At 59.5% G+C, this 14,845-nt stretch carries 12 protein-coding genes and 2 tRNA genes; 7 read left to right on the forward strand and 7 right to left on the reverse strand.

Annotated elements, in window-relative coordinates:
- Positions 1–8 precede the first annotated feature (8 nt).
- Together FF098_RS16610 and FF098_RS16615 are read right to left on the reverse strand one after the other, a co-directional pair.
- A complete protein-coding gene (locus FF098_RS16610) occupies positions 9–644 on the reverse strand; it encodes a carbonic anhydrase (protein WP_155142686.1) in 636 nt (211 codons plus the stop codon).
- A gap of 25 nt (positions 645–669) precedes the next feature.
- Positions 670–746 (reverse strand) — tRNA-Pro (locus tag FF098_RS16615).
- A gap of 149 nt (positions 747–895) precedes the next feature.
- Between FF098_RS16615 and FF098_RS16620 the strand changes: the two genes are divergently transcribed.
- Positions 896–2,854 (forward strand): DUF2793 domain-containing protein, encoded by a 1,959-nt coding sequence (locus FF098_RS16620; protein ID WP_166426607.1) that lies wholly within the window; start codon positions 896–898, stop codon positions 2,852–2,854.
- Between the two features lie 14 nt (positions 2,855–2,868).
- On the opposite strand, the gene FF098_RS16625 is transcribed toward FF098_RS16620, so the two are convergent.
- The 3 genes from FF098_RS16625 to FF098_RS16635 all read right to left on the reverse strand — a co-directional run bounded on the left by FF098_RS16625 (position 2,869) and on the right by FF098_RS16635 (position 5,812).
- Positions 2,869–3,438, reverse strand: coding sequence for a hypothetical protein (locus tag FF098_RS16625; protein WP_155142690.1), 570 nt, complete (start codon positions 3,436–3,438; stop codon positions 2,869–2,871).
- A gap of 121 nt (positions 3,439–3,559) precedes the next feature.
- The gene (locus tag FF098_RS16630; RefSeq protein WP_155142692.1) at positions 3,560–4,711 is read right to left on the reverse strand and encodes an AGE family epimerase/isomerase; all 1,152 of its coding nucleotides are present in this window, start codon (positions 4,709–4,711) and stop codon (positions 3,560–3,562) included.
- 12 nt (positions 4,712–4,723) lie between these two features.
- Positions 4,724–5,812: a mannose-1-phosphate guanylyltransferase/mannose-6-phosphate isomerase gene (locus tag FF098_RS16635; protein ID WP_155142694.1), complete on the reverse strand. Its 1,089-nt coding sequence runs from the start codon at positions 5,810–5,812 to the stop codon at positions 4,724–4,726.
- 223 nt (positions 5,813–6,035) lie between these two features.
- On the opposite strand from FF098_RS16635, the gene FF098_RS16640 reads away from it, so the two are divergent.
- The 4 genes from FF098_RS16640 to FF098_RS16655 all read left to right on the forward strand — a co-directional run bounded on the left by FF098_RS16640 (position 6,036) and on the right by FF098_RS16655 (position 10,850).
- Positions 6,036–6,110: transfer RNA gene (locus FF098_RS16640), tRNA-Gln, on the forward strand.
- Positions 6,111–6,365: 255 nt separating this feature from the next.
- The gene (locus tag FF098_RS16645; RefSeq protein ID WP_155142696.1) at positions 6,366–7,682 is read left to right on the forward strand and encodes a UDP-glucose dehydrogenase family protein; all 1,317 of its coding nucleotides are present in this window, start codon (positions 6,366–6,368) and stop codon (positions 7,680–7,682) included.
- Positions 7,683–7,747: 65 nt separating this feature from the next.
- Entirely contained in the window at positions 7,748–8,362 is a 615-nt protein-coding gene (locus FF098_RS16650; RefSeq protein WP_155142698.1) for a hypothetical protein, read from the forward strand.
- An 85-nt stretch (positions 8,363–8,447) separates the two neighbouring features.
- Positions 8,448–10,850: an ArnT family glycosyltransferase gene (locus FF098_RS16655; RefSeq protein ID WP_155142700.1), complete on the forward strand. Its 2,403-nt coding sequence runs from the start codon at positions 8,448–8,450 to the stop codon at positions 10,848–10,850.
- Positions 10,851–10,860: 10 nt separating this feature from the next.
- Here FF098_RS16655 and FF098_RS16660 read toward each other — a convergent pair whose 3' ends face one another.
- A complete protein-coding gene (locus tag FF098_RS16660) occupies positions 10,861–11,250 on the reverse strand; it encodes a GtrA family protein (RefSeq protein ID WP_155142702.1) in 390 nt (129 codons plus the stop codon).
- Complete coding sequence (locus tag FF098_RS16665) at positions 11,247–12,290, reverse strand: glycosyltransferase (protein WP_155142704.1); 1,044 nt, start codon at positions 12,288–12,290, stop codon at positions 11,247–11,249. Before FF098_RS16665 ends, FF098_RS16660 begins: the two co-directional genes overlap by 4 nt.
- A 183-nt stretch (positions 12,291–12,473) precedes the next feature.
- Between FF098_RS16665 and FF098_RS16670 the strand changes: the two genes are divergently transcribed.
- On the forward strand, positions 12,474–13,697 hold the full coding sequence (locus tag FF098_RS16670) for a glycosyltransferase family protein (RefSeq protein WP_155142706.1): 1,224 nt from the start codon (positions 12,474–12,476) through the stop codon (positions 13,695–13,697).
- A complete protein-coding gene (galE, locus tag FF098_RS16675) occupies positions 13,697–14,740 on the forward strand; it encodes a UDP-glucose 4-epimerase GalE (RefSeq protein WP_155142708.1) in 1,044 nt (347 codons plus the stop codon). Before FF098_RS16670 ends, galE begins: the two co-directional genes overlap by 1 nt.
- Positions 14,741–14,845 lie beyond the last annotated feature (105 nt).

Genomic DNA, 14,845 nt, shown 5'->3' on the forward strand with positions numbered 1-14,845 from the left:
TACTCCGTTCAGTCGCTGATCTGTTCGAACTTCCCGGTTTCCGGATCGCGCAGCTTCAGGCTGCCCTCATAGACCGAGTACCATAGTCCGTGCAGGGACAGTTTCGAGGCTTCCACGCGATCACGCACGATCGGGAATGTCATCAGGTTCTTCAGCGACACTTCGATTGTCCGGTATTCGCCGAGGCGCTGGCGCGCTTCATCAGACCCGTTGGGCAGTTCGCGCTCAACCGCTTCGCGGGCAGGGGCTGCAAGCTCGACCCAGGACGGAATGAAGTCGCCGGTCACATTTCCGCTCGGCGCATGCAGGCACGCATTCACCCCGCCGCAAAGACCGTGTCCCATGACAATGATATGGGAAACATTCAGGGCGGTAACGGCAAATTCCAGCCCGGCGGATACGCCGTGCAGGCCCTGGTCGGGCATATAGGGCGGCACCAGGGCTGCGACATTGCGCAATACGAACAGCTCACCGGGTCCGGCAGCGAAGATGACGGAAGGGTCAACGCGGCTGTCGGCGCAGGCGATGATCAGCGTGTCGGGGTTCTGGCCCTCGGCAAAACGCAAGTATTTTTCTGCTAGCGGAGCATACTGTTCCTGACGGAACGTGCGGTATCCATCGACCAGTTTTTGAGGAATCCCCATAATCCTAAACTCCTTTTTGAGGAGATGGTCGGAGTGGCGAGATTCGAACTCACGACCCCTGCCTCCCGAAGACAGTGCTCTACCAGGCTGAGCTACACTCCGACGAAGCGTCGATATAGCGTCCGGCAACAATCATTGCAAACGGTTTTCTTCATATGGTCAATGACCCGGTGAAGTCGGTGCGTGGACTTATCCCCGCCGCTTGCGCGAGGCGTATGATCGACGCCCGATCCAGCAAGTCCGAGGTAAGAATGTCCGAGAGTGAAAGACTGTCCCTGCCATATATGGCGTCCGGCCAGGCGCAAAAGCATGTGACCCATAATGAAGCGCTGCGCAGGCTCGATGCCCTGGTGCAGGCAAGCGTGAAGTCGCGCCAGGTTGATGAGCCGCCCGCCAGCCCCTCTGCCGGCGATGGTTATCTGCTGCCTGAGGCTGTCTCGGGAGACTGGACTGGCAAGGGGGGCATGATCGCCGTCTGGCAGGATGGCGCCTGGGCATATCTTGCGGCTGCTACGGGCTTTCGGATTTTCGTGGAGGATGAAGCTGCATTACTGGTTAGGGCTGAGGAGGGCTGGCAGCGCGTGGCGCCCCTTCCAAACCCTGTCGATCTTGTCGGGATCAACACCAGCGCGAGCCTGCCCAACAGGCTGGCAATCAAATCGGACGCCGTCCTGTTCAGCCATGACGATGTCACCCCCGGCACCGGCAGCATCCGGCACACGCTGAACCGGCAGGGGGACACCGATACGGCGAGCCTTGTGCTGCAGAGTGGATATAGCGGGCGAGCAGAACTGGGGCTGGTCGGCGACAGCGATTTCAGCGTGCGCGTTTCCGCCGATGGCAGCGCCTGGCAGGATGCGATACGGATCGATCCGGCTGATGGCGTCGCACGTTTCCGCGGCAGCAGCATCGCGGAAATAAGCGAGGCTTTTGCCCGGCTTTACGAGTCCAAGCGCCATTTCCGCGAAGGCAATATCGCAAAGACACGCTCCGTCAGCCTTGCCAGCAATGCGGCGAGCGGCAGCACGCTGGTGCTGGCCTCCGCCGCCGACGCGAACATGCTTTTCATCGACGGCTCCTACGTAAAGACCCTATCGTTGGGGGAAATGTTCCACGGTGCCTATCCGGCCGGTACGCGTATCGAGACGGGTCATGGCCATACGGGCGTCAGCGCGATGACCGGCGGCCCGATGCCGCTGGGGCACGAGGCGCTGGCCGGCACACTGTTCCTGCTGTTTGCCTTTCGAGGTTCGGACAGCGGGTATGTCGGGCGTGTTCATGTCGCGGCAGGTTCCGTGCCTGCCATCGTGACACTGTATGACGGCACGGGCAGCACCATTATCGATGGTCCGGTGGAGCTTGGCGCCTTCGAGCGAGCCCAGCTGACGGTAAATGCCAATGCGGAATTCCGGCTCGTATCGGACCAGCCAGTTTTTGCGGCGATTTCATCCTTCGACGATGTCAGGGATTATCGCCTGCTTCATGCTCCTGATACGGAGCTTATCGGCTGGAACAGGAATGCAAGGGTGTCCGCCCTTTATGCAGGCACGACGGTCGACTGGTACAGGCGTAGCGGTGAAAGCGGCAGTTTCGTCGTGTCGCCCGGCAGTCCGGTCAACCTGTTCGAGATATCAGGCGCAGGGGACAATACGGGGTATGAGCAGGCCGGTGCGATCATCCTTCGGGCGGACGGGCCGATCAGTGCGTTGTCGGGTGCTGACGGTGCGGGCTTCGATGCGACGGCCTATCAGTCCGTCTCGTCACTCGGCCAGCGCTTCGCAGTGCCACTTGCCACGGGAACCAGCAGCAATACGGCTGAATCCTGCATTGCAGTCGCCAGTCCCTATGAGGGCACGGCGCGCATACATGCATCGGACGGGACACTGGTTCACGAGATGGCGATCACGCGCAACACTTCGCCCGCGGCGACGGCATCCGATCAGCTTTTTCCGGCAAGTGCGCTGTTCAATCCCGCGACCCATCTGGGCTCAGGCATGAGCTTCGGTCCTGGCGGCTATGTCGATTGCGACGTGCCTGCGTATGTGGTGCTGAATTCGATGGGGGATTCGACGATCTACACCGAGGGAGACGAGATCGTGCTGGCGGGTATCGTGCCTGATGTCATCAAGTGTGAATTGACCCGTGATGATGCAGGTCTGATCCGCCGCCGCGAGGTAACAGGCGGCTCAGGCATGTGGGTCATCGCCTGAGCCGCAATAATGTTTTATTCGCCGATTTCGTAGCTGATACCTGCAACAACGACGTCGCCATAGGCACCCGGCAGGATGCCGATATAGTCCGTAGCCGTCTGATCGTCAGCTGGAACCGGATAGGTGAAGCTGTAATCCTGCATGTCTTCGGACAGTTCGAATTCCTGCCAGCCGCTATTGCCGACCCGGTTGGTGGAATAGGCAACGCGCATAGTGGAGCCGGCATCGCCTGCTGCACGCACGGTGATTGTCACCGGCTTGCCGGATACCGCTGCCGCGACGTCTTCGCTGACTTCGATGCTTGCGCCGCCGGTCTCTGCACCGGCGGAAGCTGTTGCCGACGTGCCGGAAAGGCTGACGCCCTTGTCAGCCCGTGAGACAGTTACCCATTCTCGGCCAGTCAGCATATCGGCATCGGCCGGGAAGTTGGCGAGCACAGTGCCAGCCATGGGGGCCATGACCGGTGTACTTGCCGCCGGGGTCGTGGTGTCCGGAGTTGTCGTGGAAGTGGTCTGCGTATCGTCACCGCCGCCGCAGGCTACAAGCGCAAGGCTGAGCGCCCCGAAAACAATCGTGTTTTTCATAGACTTTCACTCTCTCTAGAAATGTCTTTACCAATCAAAGTCTTAAACGCGCGATGACCCCAAATCAAGATCGGTATCCATGAGTTTTTGGTCATAAACGCGTGTAGTTCACGTGCATTTACTATGCCAGTACTGCCTTGACGCGATCTGTTTCTCCCGCCGCGCATACAAGGTGATAGAAAGTGCTGGTTTCCATGTAGGAACCGACCACATTTCCGTTCGCATCGTACTGGTCATACCAACCGCCTGCCAGCGGTGGAGAAAGGTAGGTATCCAGTAACAAGGCTGTTTTTTCGGCCGCTACTTCAAACATCCCATGCTGGCCCGCTTCGGCCTGGGCAAGACTTGCCTTGATATATTCCGTCGTGCTCCAGGAACGGGCTGTGGGCTTGGTTACCGTGCCATCAAGGCGCAGCTCGTCGTAAAGCAGGCCGGTCTTTTCGTTCAGGCCCAGCTTGATCGCATTCTGGTACATCGCATCTGCAGGGGCGCTGACATTCGTGCCCGTCAGCCGCTCATACCAGCGCAGCAGCCAGACCCATTCCATCAGGTGACCCGGCTCGATCAGGTCGCCGGTTTCGGCGTGGGGTGACCAATCCTCGTTGAAGAATTCCAGCAGCACGCCGTGGCGATCATCGTAAAATTTGTCCGTGAACAGCGCATGGATCTCTCCTGCGCGCTCAAGGCAGGCAGGATCGTTGGTCGCCTCGAAGCACGCCATGAAGGCTTCGAACAGGTGCATGTGAGGGTTCTGGCGCCGGGGCAGGGCCGGTGTGTCTGCTTCCTGATAGCCGCCATGTGGTGTACGGATCGTATCGAGATACGCAAAACTGTCCCTGATCACTTGCGCAGCACTGTCATCACCGAAGCTGCGCAGGCGCCACGCGGCAGCCAGCAACAGGAATGCCTGTGCATAGGTGTCGCGGTGGCCGTCATGAAGGGAGCCGTCATTGTTCAGGAGGTGGGCAATGCTGGCACCGGGCAGGGGCGTGCCGTCTCGCTGCATGCCCCTGGACGTAACGAAAGCCCAGCCATGATCGCTCACTCTCCGTGCATCACCATACCAGCCGAGGCTGGCAGCATAGGCATAGGAATAGGTCTGGCGGGCCTGCACCCTGACACGGCGCAGGCAATCGGTCACCGGGCGGCCTTCAAGGTCCAGCTTCTCATAAAAGCCGCCAGCCGCGTCAACGGCGTGGTCTGCCCAGAAGGGCAGGGCATCATCGCGAACCCATGCCACGAACCTGTCGGCGGTGCTTGAAAAACCTGTCATTACACTGTGCTTCTAGAGAAGGTCCGTTTTCTTGCCTGCCTTCAGCGCCTCGACGACCCGCTTTACGTCCTGTGCCCGGTCAGCCCGTGCGACGAGTACGGCATCGTCAGTCGCAACGACGACGACATTCTCCAGACCGATCACGGAGACGAGGGGACCGTCAGAGCGGACATAGCTGCTTCTGGTGTCTATCTCGATGACATTGCCGACGGTTACCGTAGCGTCGCTGCCGGCCTCGGCGAGGATTTCCCGTACGGCAGACCAGGCGCCGATATCGTTCCAGCCGATCTCGACCGGCCCGACGATGGCGCCGCGGCGGGTCTCTTCCATGATGGCATAGTCGACGGATTCAGACCGGCAATTGGCGAAAGTGTCCGGGCACAGAGTATAGACCTTGCCGTCGCGCCCGCCGCCTTTCAGCGCCGAGTGGCAGCTATTCGAAATGTCGGCTGCGATCGTGTCGAACTCTTCCAGGATTGCAGTGGCGGAAAACAGGAAGATGCCGGCGTTCCAGTAATAGCTGCCATCATCCAGATAGGCCTGCGCCGTCGCCAAGTCCGGTTTTTCGGCAAACCGGTCGATGCGATAGGCCATGTCGCCGATGGTCTCGCCGGTCTTGATATAGCCATAACCGGTTTCCGGATGGGTCGGCTTGATGCCAAAGGTCGTGATGAAGCCGTCCGCGGCGATCGGCTGGGCGGTTTCCACCCAGCGCCAGAAGCCTTCCGGATCGCTCACATGGTGATCGGCGGGCAGCAGCAGAATCAGGCCGTCCGGGTCGATCTCGCGCACGACCATGGCGGCCAGCGCAGCGGCGGGGGCGGTGTTGCGCCCGACAGGCTCGATGATCAGGGCGTTCAGGGAAATGTCCGCCTGCTTGCACTGGTCGAGCACGAGGTCGCGGTGCTCCGCGCCACAGATGATGATCGGGTCGGCAACCGAGATGCCGGTGCCATTGCCCGAGACGCGCGCCAGCGTGTTAACCAGCATGCTGCTGTCCGTGACAATGCCGTGATACTGCTTGGGCGTCTTTCGGCGCGAGAGGGGCCAGAGCCGTGTGCCTGAGCCTCCCGCCATAATGACTGGATAGATGGTCGCCATGAATCCCCCGATACAAGAACAAGTTACCGGGGCATTTTCGCTGCAAGTGCGAAAAGTCTCAAGCCTTAAATTGACCAAAGATGCTATCGGCCTTTGACGCCCCCGGATTTGCTGGCTCACGGCAATTGCTGGCGGCAAAACCTGCCCTTTTTCCGGGCGGTGATTTTTTGCGAAGAAAGGCGTTGAAATCCGCAAATGATGCGTCTAAGAACACGCTTCTCGCTGGGGCGTCGCCAAGTGGTAAGGCAGCGGTTTTTGGTATCGCCATTCGTTGGTTCGAATCCAGCCGCCCCAGCCATCTCTTTCTTTCAAAAGACGATTTCAGGCCCGCAAGCATGTGGGTGACCACGCCTGAAGTCGCATCCTGAGCTCGCTATCGATCACGATTGTCGCCCCTGATTTTTGCCCTGGCCGGGTCAGAAAACGGATGACACCCCCGATAGGGTGTGCAATGAGATAACCCTGGTTTTTTGTGCTATGCAGCATGCTTCCGGAGCTTGCCGTTCCTCGTTGCTGTTGTATGGAGTAGCTGAAGGATGACGGGGGATTTCTCATGAAAGTCGCAATGATCGGTACCGGATATGTCGGCCTGGTCTCTGGTGCATGTTTTGCCGATTTCGGGCACCGGGTAGTCTGTGTCGACAAGGATGAAAGCAAGATTTCGCGCCTGCTCGATGGCGAGATTCCGATCTTTGAGCCCGGTCTCGATGCGCTGGTTGCTGACAATGTGAAAGCCGGTCGCCTGTCCTTCACCACCGATCTGGCAGAAGGCATGAAGGACGCCGATGCGGTCTTCATCGCCGTCGGCACCCCGTCCCGCCGCGGCGATGGCCATGCCGATCTTTCCTATGTCTATGCCGCGACCGAAGAAATCGCCGCGCTGATCGACAAGTATACAGTCGTCGTCACGAAATCCACTGTGCCAGTCGGTACCGGTGCCGAGGTCGAGGCGATCATCCAGAAGGTGCGCGATGGCTTCACGCCGGGCGAGCATTTCTCGGTCGCATCGAACCCGGAATTCCTGCGCGAGGGCGCAGCCATCGACGACTTCAAGCGTCCTGACCGTGTGGTCTGCGGTGTCGAGGATGATCGCGCGAAGGAAGTCCTGACCGAGCTTTACCGTCCGCTGTTCCTGAACGAGACACCGATCCTGTTCACCCAGCGCGTGACGTCAGAGCTGATCAAATACGCCGCCAACGCGTTTCTCGCGACGAAGATCACCTTCATCAACGAGATGGCTGATCTGTGCGAGAAGGTCGGTGCCGACGTACAGGCCGTCGCCCGGGGCATCGGGCTCGACAAGCGTATCGGCTCGAAATTCCTCAATGCAGGTCCCGGTTATGGCGGCTCCTGCTTCCCCAAGGATACGCTGGCCCTGGTGCGCACGGCACAACAGCACGGCGCGCCGGTCAGGATCGTCGAATCCGTCGTCGAGGCAAATGACACCCGCAAGAAATCCATGGCCGGCAGGGTCAAGGCTGCAGTGGGTGGCGATCTCGAGGGCAAGACGGTTGCCGTTCTTGGTCTCGCTTTCAAGCCGAACACGGACGACATGCGCGACTCACCGTCGCTCGACATCATTCCCGCGCTGATCGGCGAAGGGGCGAGCGTTCAGGCGCATGACCCTGAATCCATGAACGAGGCGCGCAAGCATTTCGGCGATACCATCACCTATTGCGATGGTCCGTATGAGACGCTGGAAGGCGCCGATGTTCTGGTCATCGTCACCGAATGGGACGAGTTCCGCGCCCTCGATCTTGCCCGCGTCAAGGAAGCGCTCAGCGCGCCGGTCATCGTCGACCTGCGTAACATCTACCGTCCGGATGACATGGCCGAAAAAGGCTGGCAGTATCACTCCATCGGTCGCTAGACGAGTAGCCTTTTCAGAAAGGCGGCGCGTCGCGATACTGAGCTGAAAAAAGTACAAGAGGTATAATGATGTTCCGTCTTTTCCTTGCCGCCGGTGCCTGCGCCTTGCTTGCTGCTTGCGGCAATTCCGCCAATGATGATACCGCCGAGATCGATCTCGAGGCGCTGGATATCTGTACATATGCGGATCCGGTTGCGCGCAATGACTACCGCCTGTCAGGGGCTGAGGTTGCCTGCAGCAGCGTGCAGGAAGGGGACCGGGTCATGGTCTCCGGACTGACCGGCCCGGATGGTGAACTGACACAGGTTCAGGGCACGATCGTCACGCAACCGCGCATCATCGTGCCAACGACGGACAATGTTGCCACTGGCACAATTCATGAGCAGGCCGAAGGCCGCTGGAAGAATTTCCACGCTCTCTACATTGTCGAAGCTGGTGAGCAGGACATGTGTGTCAGTGTCGAAAATTTCTCACCTGACGGTGCGGCCAATTCAATCTTCTTGATGGCCGAAGGCGATCAGGAAGCGACCGAGTTCGCCTTGCGCGTCAACGCGAGCGAAGTCGAGCAGTCTTCCTTTGGGGAGCCTGTCGTACCGGCAGGCGAGACACGTGTTGTCACTTTGCTGGCACGCGAGCCGAACTCTGCGATCGTTTCCGTCGAATTCCACACTTGCCGCTGATACTGGCCGCTGATACTGGCCGCTGACACTGGCCAGCCGGTTCGCGGCCGGTCAAGTCAGGTACTGCCGATGGTGAAGGAGGGAAATGATGGATAGCCTGGCAGGTCTGGTCTTTCTTTGTCTGTCCCTGATACCGGTCGCCATCAGCGCAGTGGCGCTTGTGCGGCTGTTTCCTGTCGCTGGTCGGCGCATGCGCTGGCTACAGGCCCTGCTGCTGGTCATGGCACAGTGCGTACTGACCAGCCTTGTCCTGGGCACTTTCGATATCCTGCACGACTGGCTCTTGTTGCTGTTCAATATGGTCATCGCCGCTGGTCTGGTGTTTCTGGTTTATCGACGCAAAGTCCCGTCACGGGCTTTCGGTATCCGCGAGCTTCCGACCCTGATGCGCCAGTGGTTTGTGCAACGTCCTGTCAGCACAAGCGTTATCGCAGCAGTCATCCTGATCAGTGTGGTGAACATTGTCTGGGCGGTGTTCGTCGGGCCACTGTTCGGCGATGCCGAGGCCTATCATCTCGCGCGGGCCTATTTCTGGGACCGGCTTGGCTCTCTCGATCACTTCCCCACAGCCGATGCCCGCCAGGTGGAATCGCCACTGAACGGCAATTTGCTGCAATACTGGGTTATTGCCTTTGGCGACAATCACGCGCTTACCCATCTGCATCAGGCAGCGGGGCTGGCAATGATCGTCCTGTGCACGCTTGAGCTGGGGCGACAGTGCCGGATGCCGGTGCTGGGCGGGTTGCTGGCAGCAGGTACGGTCATCTGCGCCCCGCAGCTTGTACTGGCTGCGACCAACGGCTCCAACGACCTGCTGACGGGCGGACTTGGATTTTCCAGCCTTGTCTTTGGCTTGCGGGCCATTGCGAGATCCCGTGGCGGATGGCGCAATGAGGCGCTGATGGCCAGCATTGCGGCGGGCCTGGCGGTGGGGGGCAAGGTGACGGCAATTCCGTTGATCTTTGGCGTCGCCTGTGCGCTGCTGGCTTTCATTATCGTACGGCGTATGGCCATCAAGCGTGTCGCCATGTTTGCTGCACTGGCGGCGGTCGGGGCAGTGTCTCTTGGTACCTATGGCTATGTGCGCAACATCATCGAATTCGGCCATCCGGTATATTCGCCGACTGCCCAGGCAGAGCATGGCGAGATATTCCGCAATGACCGTCGTGACCCGCTACAGAATATTGCCGTGACCATGTTGCAATCGCCCGACCTGCATGGCTTTGCGGTTGGTCCGCTGAAACCCTTGCGAGATGGCGAGCGGGTACTGATCGAAAAGGGCCTGGATGCGGTCGGTGCCGACGACACGATGAAGCGCGGCGTGCTGGGCTATTTCGACCGGGCGACGCGCAATGCAGACTGGAATGGCAGTGGCTATGGCATCATCGGTTTCCTGTTGATGCTTGTCAGTCCCGTACTTGCCATCATCCTTCTGGTCCTCAAGAAGTATCGCAGGAGAGCACTTCCTGCTGTCCTGGCGATCGGGGCGGGTTGGGCCTATCTGCTTGTCGTCTCAGGGATCGTGCCGTGGAACGTGACCGGCGAGATCCGGTATTTCCAGGCCGGCTTCCCGTTGATTGCGGCGGGTGCCTTGCTCGGCCTTGCAATGCTGGTCTCCCGCCGGCTCTTGCTTGCGCTCTGTATCCTTTCCCTGGCGCCACTAGTCTATACGACATGGAGTGGTGGCGAGGCTGCGCGTATGCACGGCGATGCCAAATACGCCAAGCCATTCAAGGGCGCGCTCTACTACCTCTATGGCGGCAAGCAGGTCGAAAATATCGATCTCTTTGCCGATAATTTTTCCGGCCAGAAAGTCGGCATCTGGACGCGGAAACATACCTATCAATATTACTTCCTCCGTGACCTGAAGGGTGTCGATATCGTACCGGCAGACGGCAGCCAGATTGCTTCCCGTGTGGCGTCGGGCGACCTCGCCGCGGGGATCGTCTCCCCGATCACGGAATTGGGCGAGGACATTTACATGGCTGTGCCGACGATATTTGACCGGCGCCGGCAGTTCTGGCTGGTCGTGGCTGATCCGGCTGCCTTTATACGCGATAATGCGCTTCTCTATGGGCTTGGCATTGCCGGCGGCAATGGCGGGTCATCCGTCAGTATCTCCGGTGAAAACATGCTTACATTCCTGGCGGAAACGGACAGGCCGGACGGGCGTGAGGGCGGGTTATTGTCCCCGCGGTGGAACCGGCGTGTGCTGGTTGTCAGCGCCCCGACAGGGGCGCTCGCCGATCCGGCATCCACTGAAACGCTGCAGCTAACACTGAATGCTCCTGCTGCAGAGGAAATTGCAGTCACCGCAAGCTGTGGCGATGGCGTTCTGCCTGCCAGATTTGACCAAACGCGCAAGCATATCATCGTAGAGATATCCGGGAATGACTGCGTTGATCCGCGTGCCGGTATCACGCAAATCACTCTCGACAAGGCAAGTGATCAGCGGCTGGAGATCAGGTCTTTTGCCCTGACGTCATAGCGCTTGCGGATTATCGCGGCTGCCCCCGAAAAACCACCTTGCTCGACCCGATGAAGTTCCACGCAAGTCCGGCTATAGAGCCCATGGCGACGGCGGCGACAAGATGCGTGGCGAAGAAGGGTATGAACGCCACCAGCAGGGCATAGACGCCGTAATTGATCAGCCCGCCAACAGCATTGACCGACACGAACCGCGCCCACTGGCGCAGCCAGAGCGGGTCATGATCGCCGAAAGTAAAAACGCGGTTGAGATACCAGGTCACGGTTACTGCGACGGCAAAGGAGATCAGCCTGCCAACGTACGGCCCGGCGCCGAGCCATGTTACCGCAGACAGGACGCTCGCATCGACGAGGAAGCCCGCCGTGCCGACAAGGGCAAAGCGGATGAACCGGTGCGTCATTTCCCTGTAGTCCTGACATGGGTTTCGTCAGCCGCCGGTGTGCGGTGTGCTGGAGGGTTGATATGCAGAACGCCGGGAATGGCCAGATAGGCGATGCGCTTGGCTTCCTGCCTGCCACGGGTGACGGTATCCAGGATCAGGCCGCATGCGGTGCTGAGCATCGCGATAATCAACAGGGCCGAGGCAATAACCACCGTCGGCATACGCGGTACCAACCCGGTCATGAAATAGGTGGTCGCGACTGGTGCCAGCAAGACGACGCACAGGAGGAACAGGGCGAGGGCGACCAGGCCGAAGACCATCATTGGCCGTTCCTGCTTCATGATCAGGGCGATGGTGCTGAGAATGCGGATGCCGTCACCGATGGTGTTCAGCTTCGAAACCGACCCCGGCGGGCGCTCGCCATAATGGGTGTCGATCTCCCCGATCGGCATGTTGAGCTCCAATGCATGAATGGTGAATTCGGTCTCGACCTCGAAGCCGCGGGCCATCATCGGGAAGCTTTTCACGAAGCGACGCGAGAAAGCGCGGTAGCCGGAAAGCATGTCCTGAAAGCGGGCATTGAAGGTATATTCGACAAGGCCCGTTAGAAGCTTGTTGCCGAACTGATGGCCGGCGCGATAGGCGGCGCTGTTTTTGTGGCGACGAACGCCGGTTACCATGTCGAGGCCCTCATCTATCATCGCATTGACCATCCGAGGCGCGGCATCGGCCTCATATGTGTCATCGCCATCGACTAGGATATAAATGTCCGCCTCGATATTCGTGAACATCCGGCGCACCACATGGCCCTTGCCCTGACGGTTTTCGGTGCGCACGACAGCCCCGGCGCGACGCGCTTCCTCTACCGTGTCATCCGTTGAATTATTGTCGAAGACATAGATCGTTGCCTCGGGCAGTGCAGCACGAAAATCGCGGACCACGTTTGCGATGGTGGCTGCTTCGTTGAAGCAGGGAACCAGGACGGCGATCTCGACATTTTTCGGTTGATCGTCGCGCGGTGTTGTAATGGGGGATACGACTGCAGAACGGGTAAGCATGGTGCCTCAAATATTTTTTTGAAGTGTAGGAAGAATTGTTCCGTCCCGCAAACTCTCGTTAGGGCGGTTGGCCCTATAGTGGGGCTGACCGGCCACCGGCACCAGTGCCGGGCCGTTGTGCTGAAATGGCAATAGCCATATATGCGTTACCAACGAGGCATCGCAAACACGAGAAGAGGCATCATGTCATCCGGCTTTCCGAGGCCTCTCGCCCGGTTTCTCAAAGGTCAGTATTTTTCCTGGCGCCTGCGGGCGCTGGCGGCACGACCTGAAAGTTTTGCAAGCGGACGGACGGCCGTTGCCGGGTTTCTGTCCTCGCCATTCGGACTGGGCGTCGGTGCCAGGCTGGTCGCGCGGGGGCTGGCACAGGCCGGCATGGCACCGTCGCTGATCGATATTGCCCCCCAGCTGCAACCTGATCGCTCCCTGCTGGATTTTTCGATGCCCCATGACGATGACGGCAAGGGACCGGTCATCATCCACGTCAATCCGCCGGAACTGGTTGCCTGTCTTGCGGCGATCGGACCCGACAGGCTGCGCGGGCGACGCCTGATCGGTTATTGGGCATGGGAGCAGTCCCGGATGCCTGAAAGCTGGGTCGCCGCTACGCGCTGGCTGGACGAGATCTGGGTGCCCAGCGAGTTTGTGCGTCAGGCGGTGCAGGGACAGGTGAGTATACCGGTCTACAGCGTCGGTTACCCTGCCGGTCTTTACACGGAAAAGGATATCGAAGAGGTGGACTGGCGTGGCCGCCTGGGTCTTGCCGCCGATAGTTTTCTGGCACTCAGCGCATTTGATCCGCGGTCGAACATTTTCCGCAAGAACCCGCAAGGAGCGGTGGAGGCCTTCAAACAGGCCTTTCTCGATGACGATGACGCACGGCTGGTGCTGAAAGCCACCGGCCATATCGAGCCGTCGCTAAAAGCGGAACTGACCGGTGGCGACCCGCGCATCATTGTACAGGAAGGATATCTCTCGACCGATGAGATGCTTGCGCTGATCGGATCGGCAGACTGTATCATCAATCTTCATCGGGCGGAGGGGTATGGTCTCTTGCCGGTCCAGGCGTTGTGCCTTGGTGTTCCGGCAATCATGACCGGGTGGTCGTCGGTAACGGATTTTGCCGATTGCCCGGGCGCGTTTCTCATAGCCCATACGTCCACGAAACAGCCCTTCAGCGAGGGGCACTACGACAGCCGTTACGGGGCATGGGCGGAGCCATCGATCGATGAGGCGGCGGCCTTCCTGCGCCAGGTCAGGCAGATGGACAGGCAGGAACTGGAAAGCCTCGGCAAGTCAGCGTCCGCGTGGTGGAGGGAAAACCATTCCCCGTCGGCCTTTCTGTCGCGCCTGCCACAGTCGACGCGCAATCTTTTCACAACTGCCGACAAGCAGGAGACACATTGATGAGCAACCACATCCTTCTGACCGGCGGGGCCGGCTATATCGGCAGCCATGTCGCGCTGATCCTGCTGCAGGCCGGATATGACATCACCATCATCGACAATTTCTATAATTCCTCGCCAGAGGCCGTGTCGAGAGTCCGTAAGCTGACGAATAGGGAGGTGTCGCTGATCGAGGCTGACCTTGCAGACAAGGCGAACATTGACAGGATCATCGATGAGCTGAAGGGCAAATCCCTTGCCGGTACCGTTCACCTCGCCGGCCTGAAGGCCGTGGGCGAGTCGGTCGAGAAGCCAGGCTTCTACTACGAGAAAAATCTCAATTCGACGCTCAATCTTGTCGAGATCCTGAATGCCTGCGATGCGCGGACGGTCGTTTTCTCTTCCTCTGCCACGGTCTATGGCGACCGCAACAAGAGCCCGGTCGACGAGAGCGGCCTGACCGGGCCGACCAACCCCTATGGCATGACCAAGCTGTTCAATGAGCAGATCCTTGCCGACCAGCATCATGCTGACAACAGGTGGAAGGTGATCAACCTTCGTTACTTCAATCCGGTCGGCGCCCACCCGTCTGGCCTGATCGGCGAGGACCCGCTGGGCATACCGAACAATCTCTTTCCCTTCATTGCACAGGTCGCAGTGGGGCGCCGCGACAAGCTGAATGTCTTCGGCGATGACTACGACACGCGCGATGGCACCGGCATCCGCGACTATATCCACGTCATGGATCTTGCCGAGGGCCATGAGGCGGCACTTTCCCACGCGCTGAAAAGCGATGCGGGCTTCGTGCGCAACATTAATCTGGGCTCGGGGCAGGGGCATTCAGTGCTTGAGGTGCTCAAGGCGTGGTCGCACGCCGTCGGCAGGGACCTGCCCTATGAAATCGTGCCCCGGCGCAGCGGCGATATTGCCGAGATTTTCGCCGATGCGAGCCTCGCACGGGACCTGCTGGGCTGGCAGACACAGCGCAGCCTGAAAGACATGTGCGCTGATCACTGGCGCTGGCAATCGGCCAATCCGCATGGATATGGCAATGAAACGGCCTAGGTCGAATGGGTGTCTGCAATCAGGTGACCTGTCGCGTCAGGCATTCAGCCTTGCCGGGGCAAGTCAAAGCCTTTAATTCTGAACCTCAAGCTTTCCGGGGAAAAT

Origin of the sequence: Aquisalinus luteolus (assembly GCF_009712425.2) — a bacterium.
GTDB lineage: Bacteria > Pseudomonadota > Alphaproteobacteria > Caulobacterales > Parvularculaceae > Aquisalinus > Aquisalinus luteolus.

Bases quoted from the DNA above. Each gene is read 5' to 3' on its own strand.
- FF098_RS16635 (WP_155142694.1), bottom strand. From the start codon at position 5,812: ATGGCGACCATCTATCCAGTCATTATGGCGGGAGGCTCAGGCACACGG.
- FF098_RS16655 (WP_155142700.1), top strand. From the start codon at position 8,448: ATGATGGATAGCCTGGCAGGTCTGGTCTTTCTTTGTCTGTCCCTGATA.
- FF098_RS16610 (WP_155142686.1), bottom strand. From the start codon at position 644: ATGGGGATTCCTCAAAAACTGGTCGATGGATACCGCACGTTCCGTCAG.
- FF098_RS16625 (WP_155142690.1), bottom strand. From the start codon at position 3,438: ATGAAAAACACGATTGTTTTCGGGGCGCTCAGCCTTGCGCTTGTAGCC.
- galE (WP_155142708.1), top strand. From the start codon at position 13,697: ATGAGCAACCACATCCTTCTGACCGGCGGGGCCGGCTATATCGGCAGC.
- FF098_RS16660 (WP_155142702.1), bottom strand. From the start codon at position 11,250: ATGACGCACCGGTTCATCCGCTTTGCCCTTGTCGGCACGGCGGGCTTC.
- FF098_RS16650 (WP_155142698.1), top strand. From the start codon at position 7,748: ATGATGTTCCGTCTTTTCCTTGCCGCCGGTGCCTGCGCCTTGCTTGCT.
- FF098_RS16630 (WP_155142692.1), bottom strand. From the start codon at position 4,711: ATGACAGGTTTTTCAAGCACCGCCGACAGGTTCGTGGCATGGGTTCGC.
- FF098_RS16645 (WP_155142696.1), top strand. From the start codon at position 6,366: ATGAAAGTCGCAATGATCGGTACCGGATATGTCGGCCTGGTCTCTGGT.
- FF098_RS16665 (WP_155142704.1), bottom strand. From the start codon at position 12,290: ATGCTTACCCGTTCTGCAGTCGTATCCCCCATTACAACACCGCGCGAC.
- FF098_RS16670 (WP_155142706.1), top strand. From the start codon at position 12,474: ATGTCATCCGGCTTTCCGAGGCCTCTCGCCCGGTTTCTCAAAGGTCAG.
- FF098_RS16620 (WP_166426607.1), top strand. From the start codon at position 896: ATGTCCGAGAGTGAAAGACTGTCCCTGCCATATATGGCGTCCGGCCAG.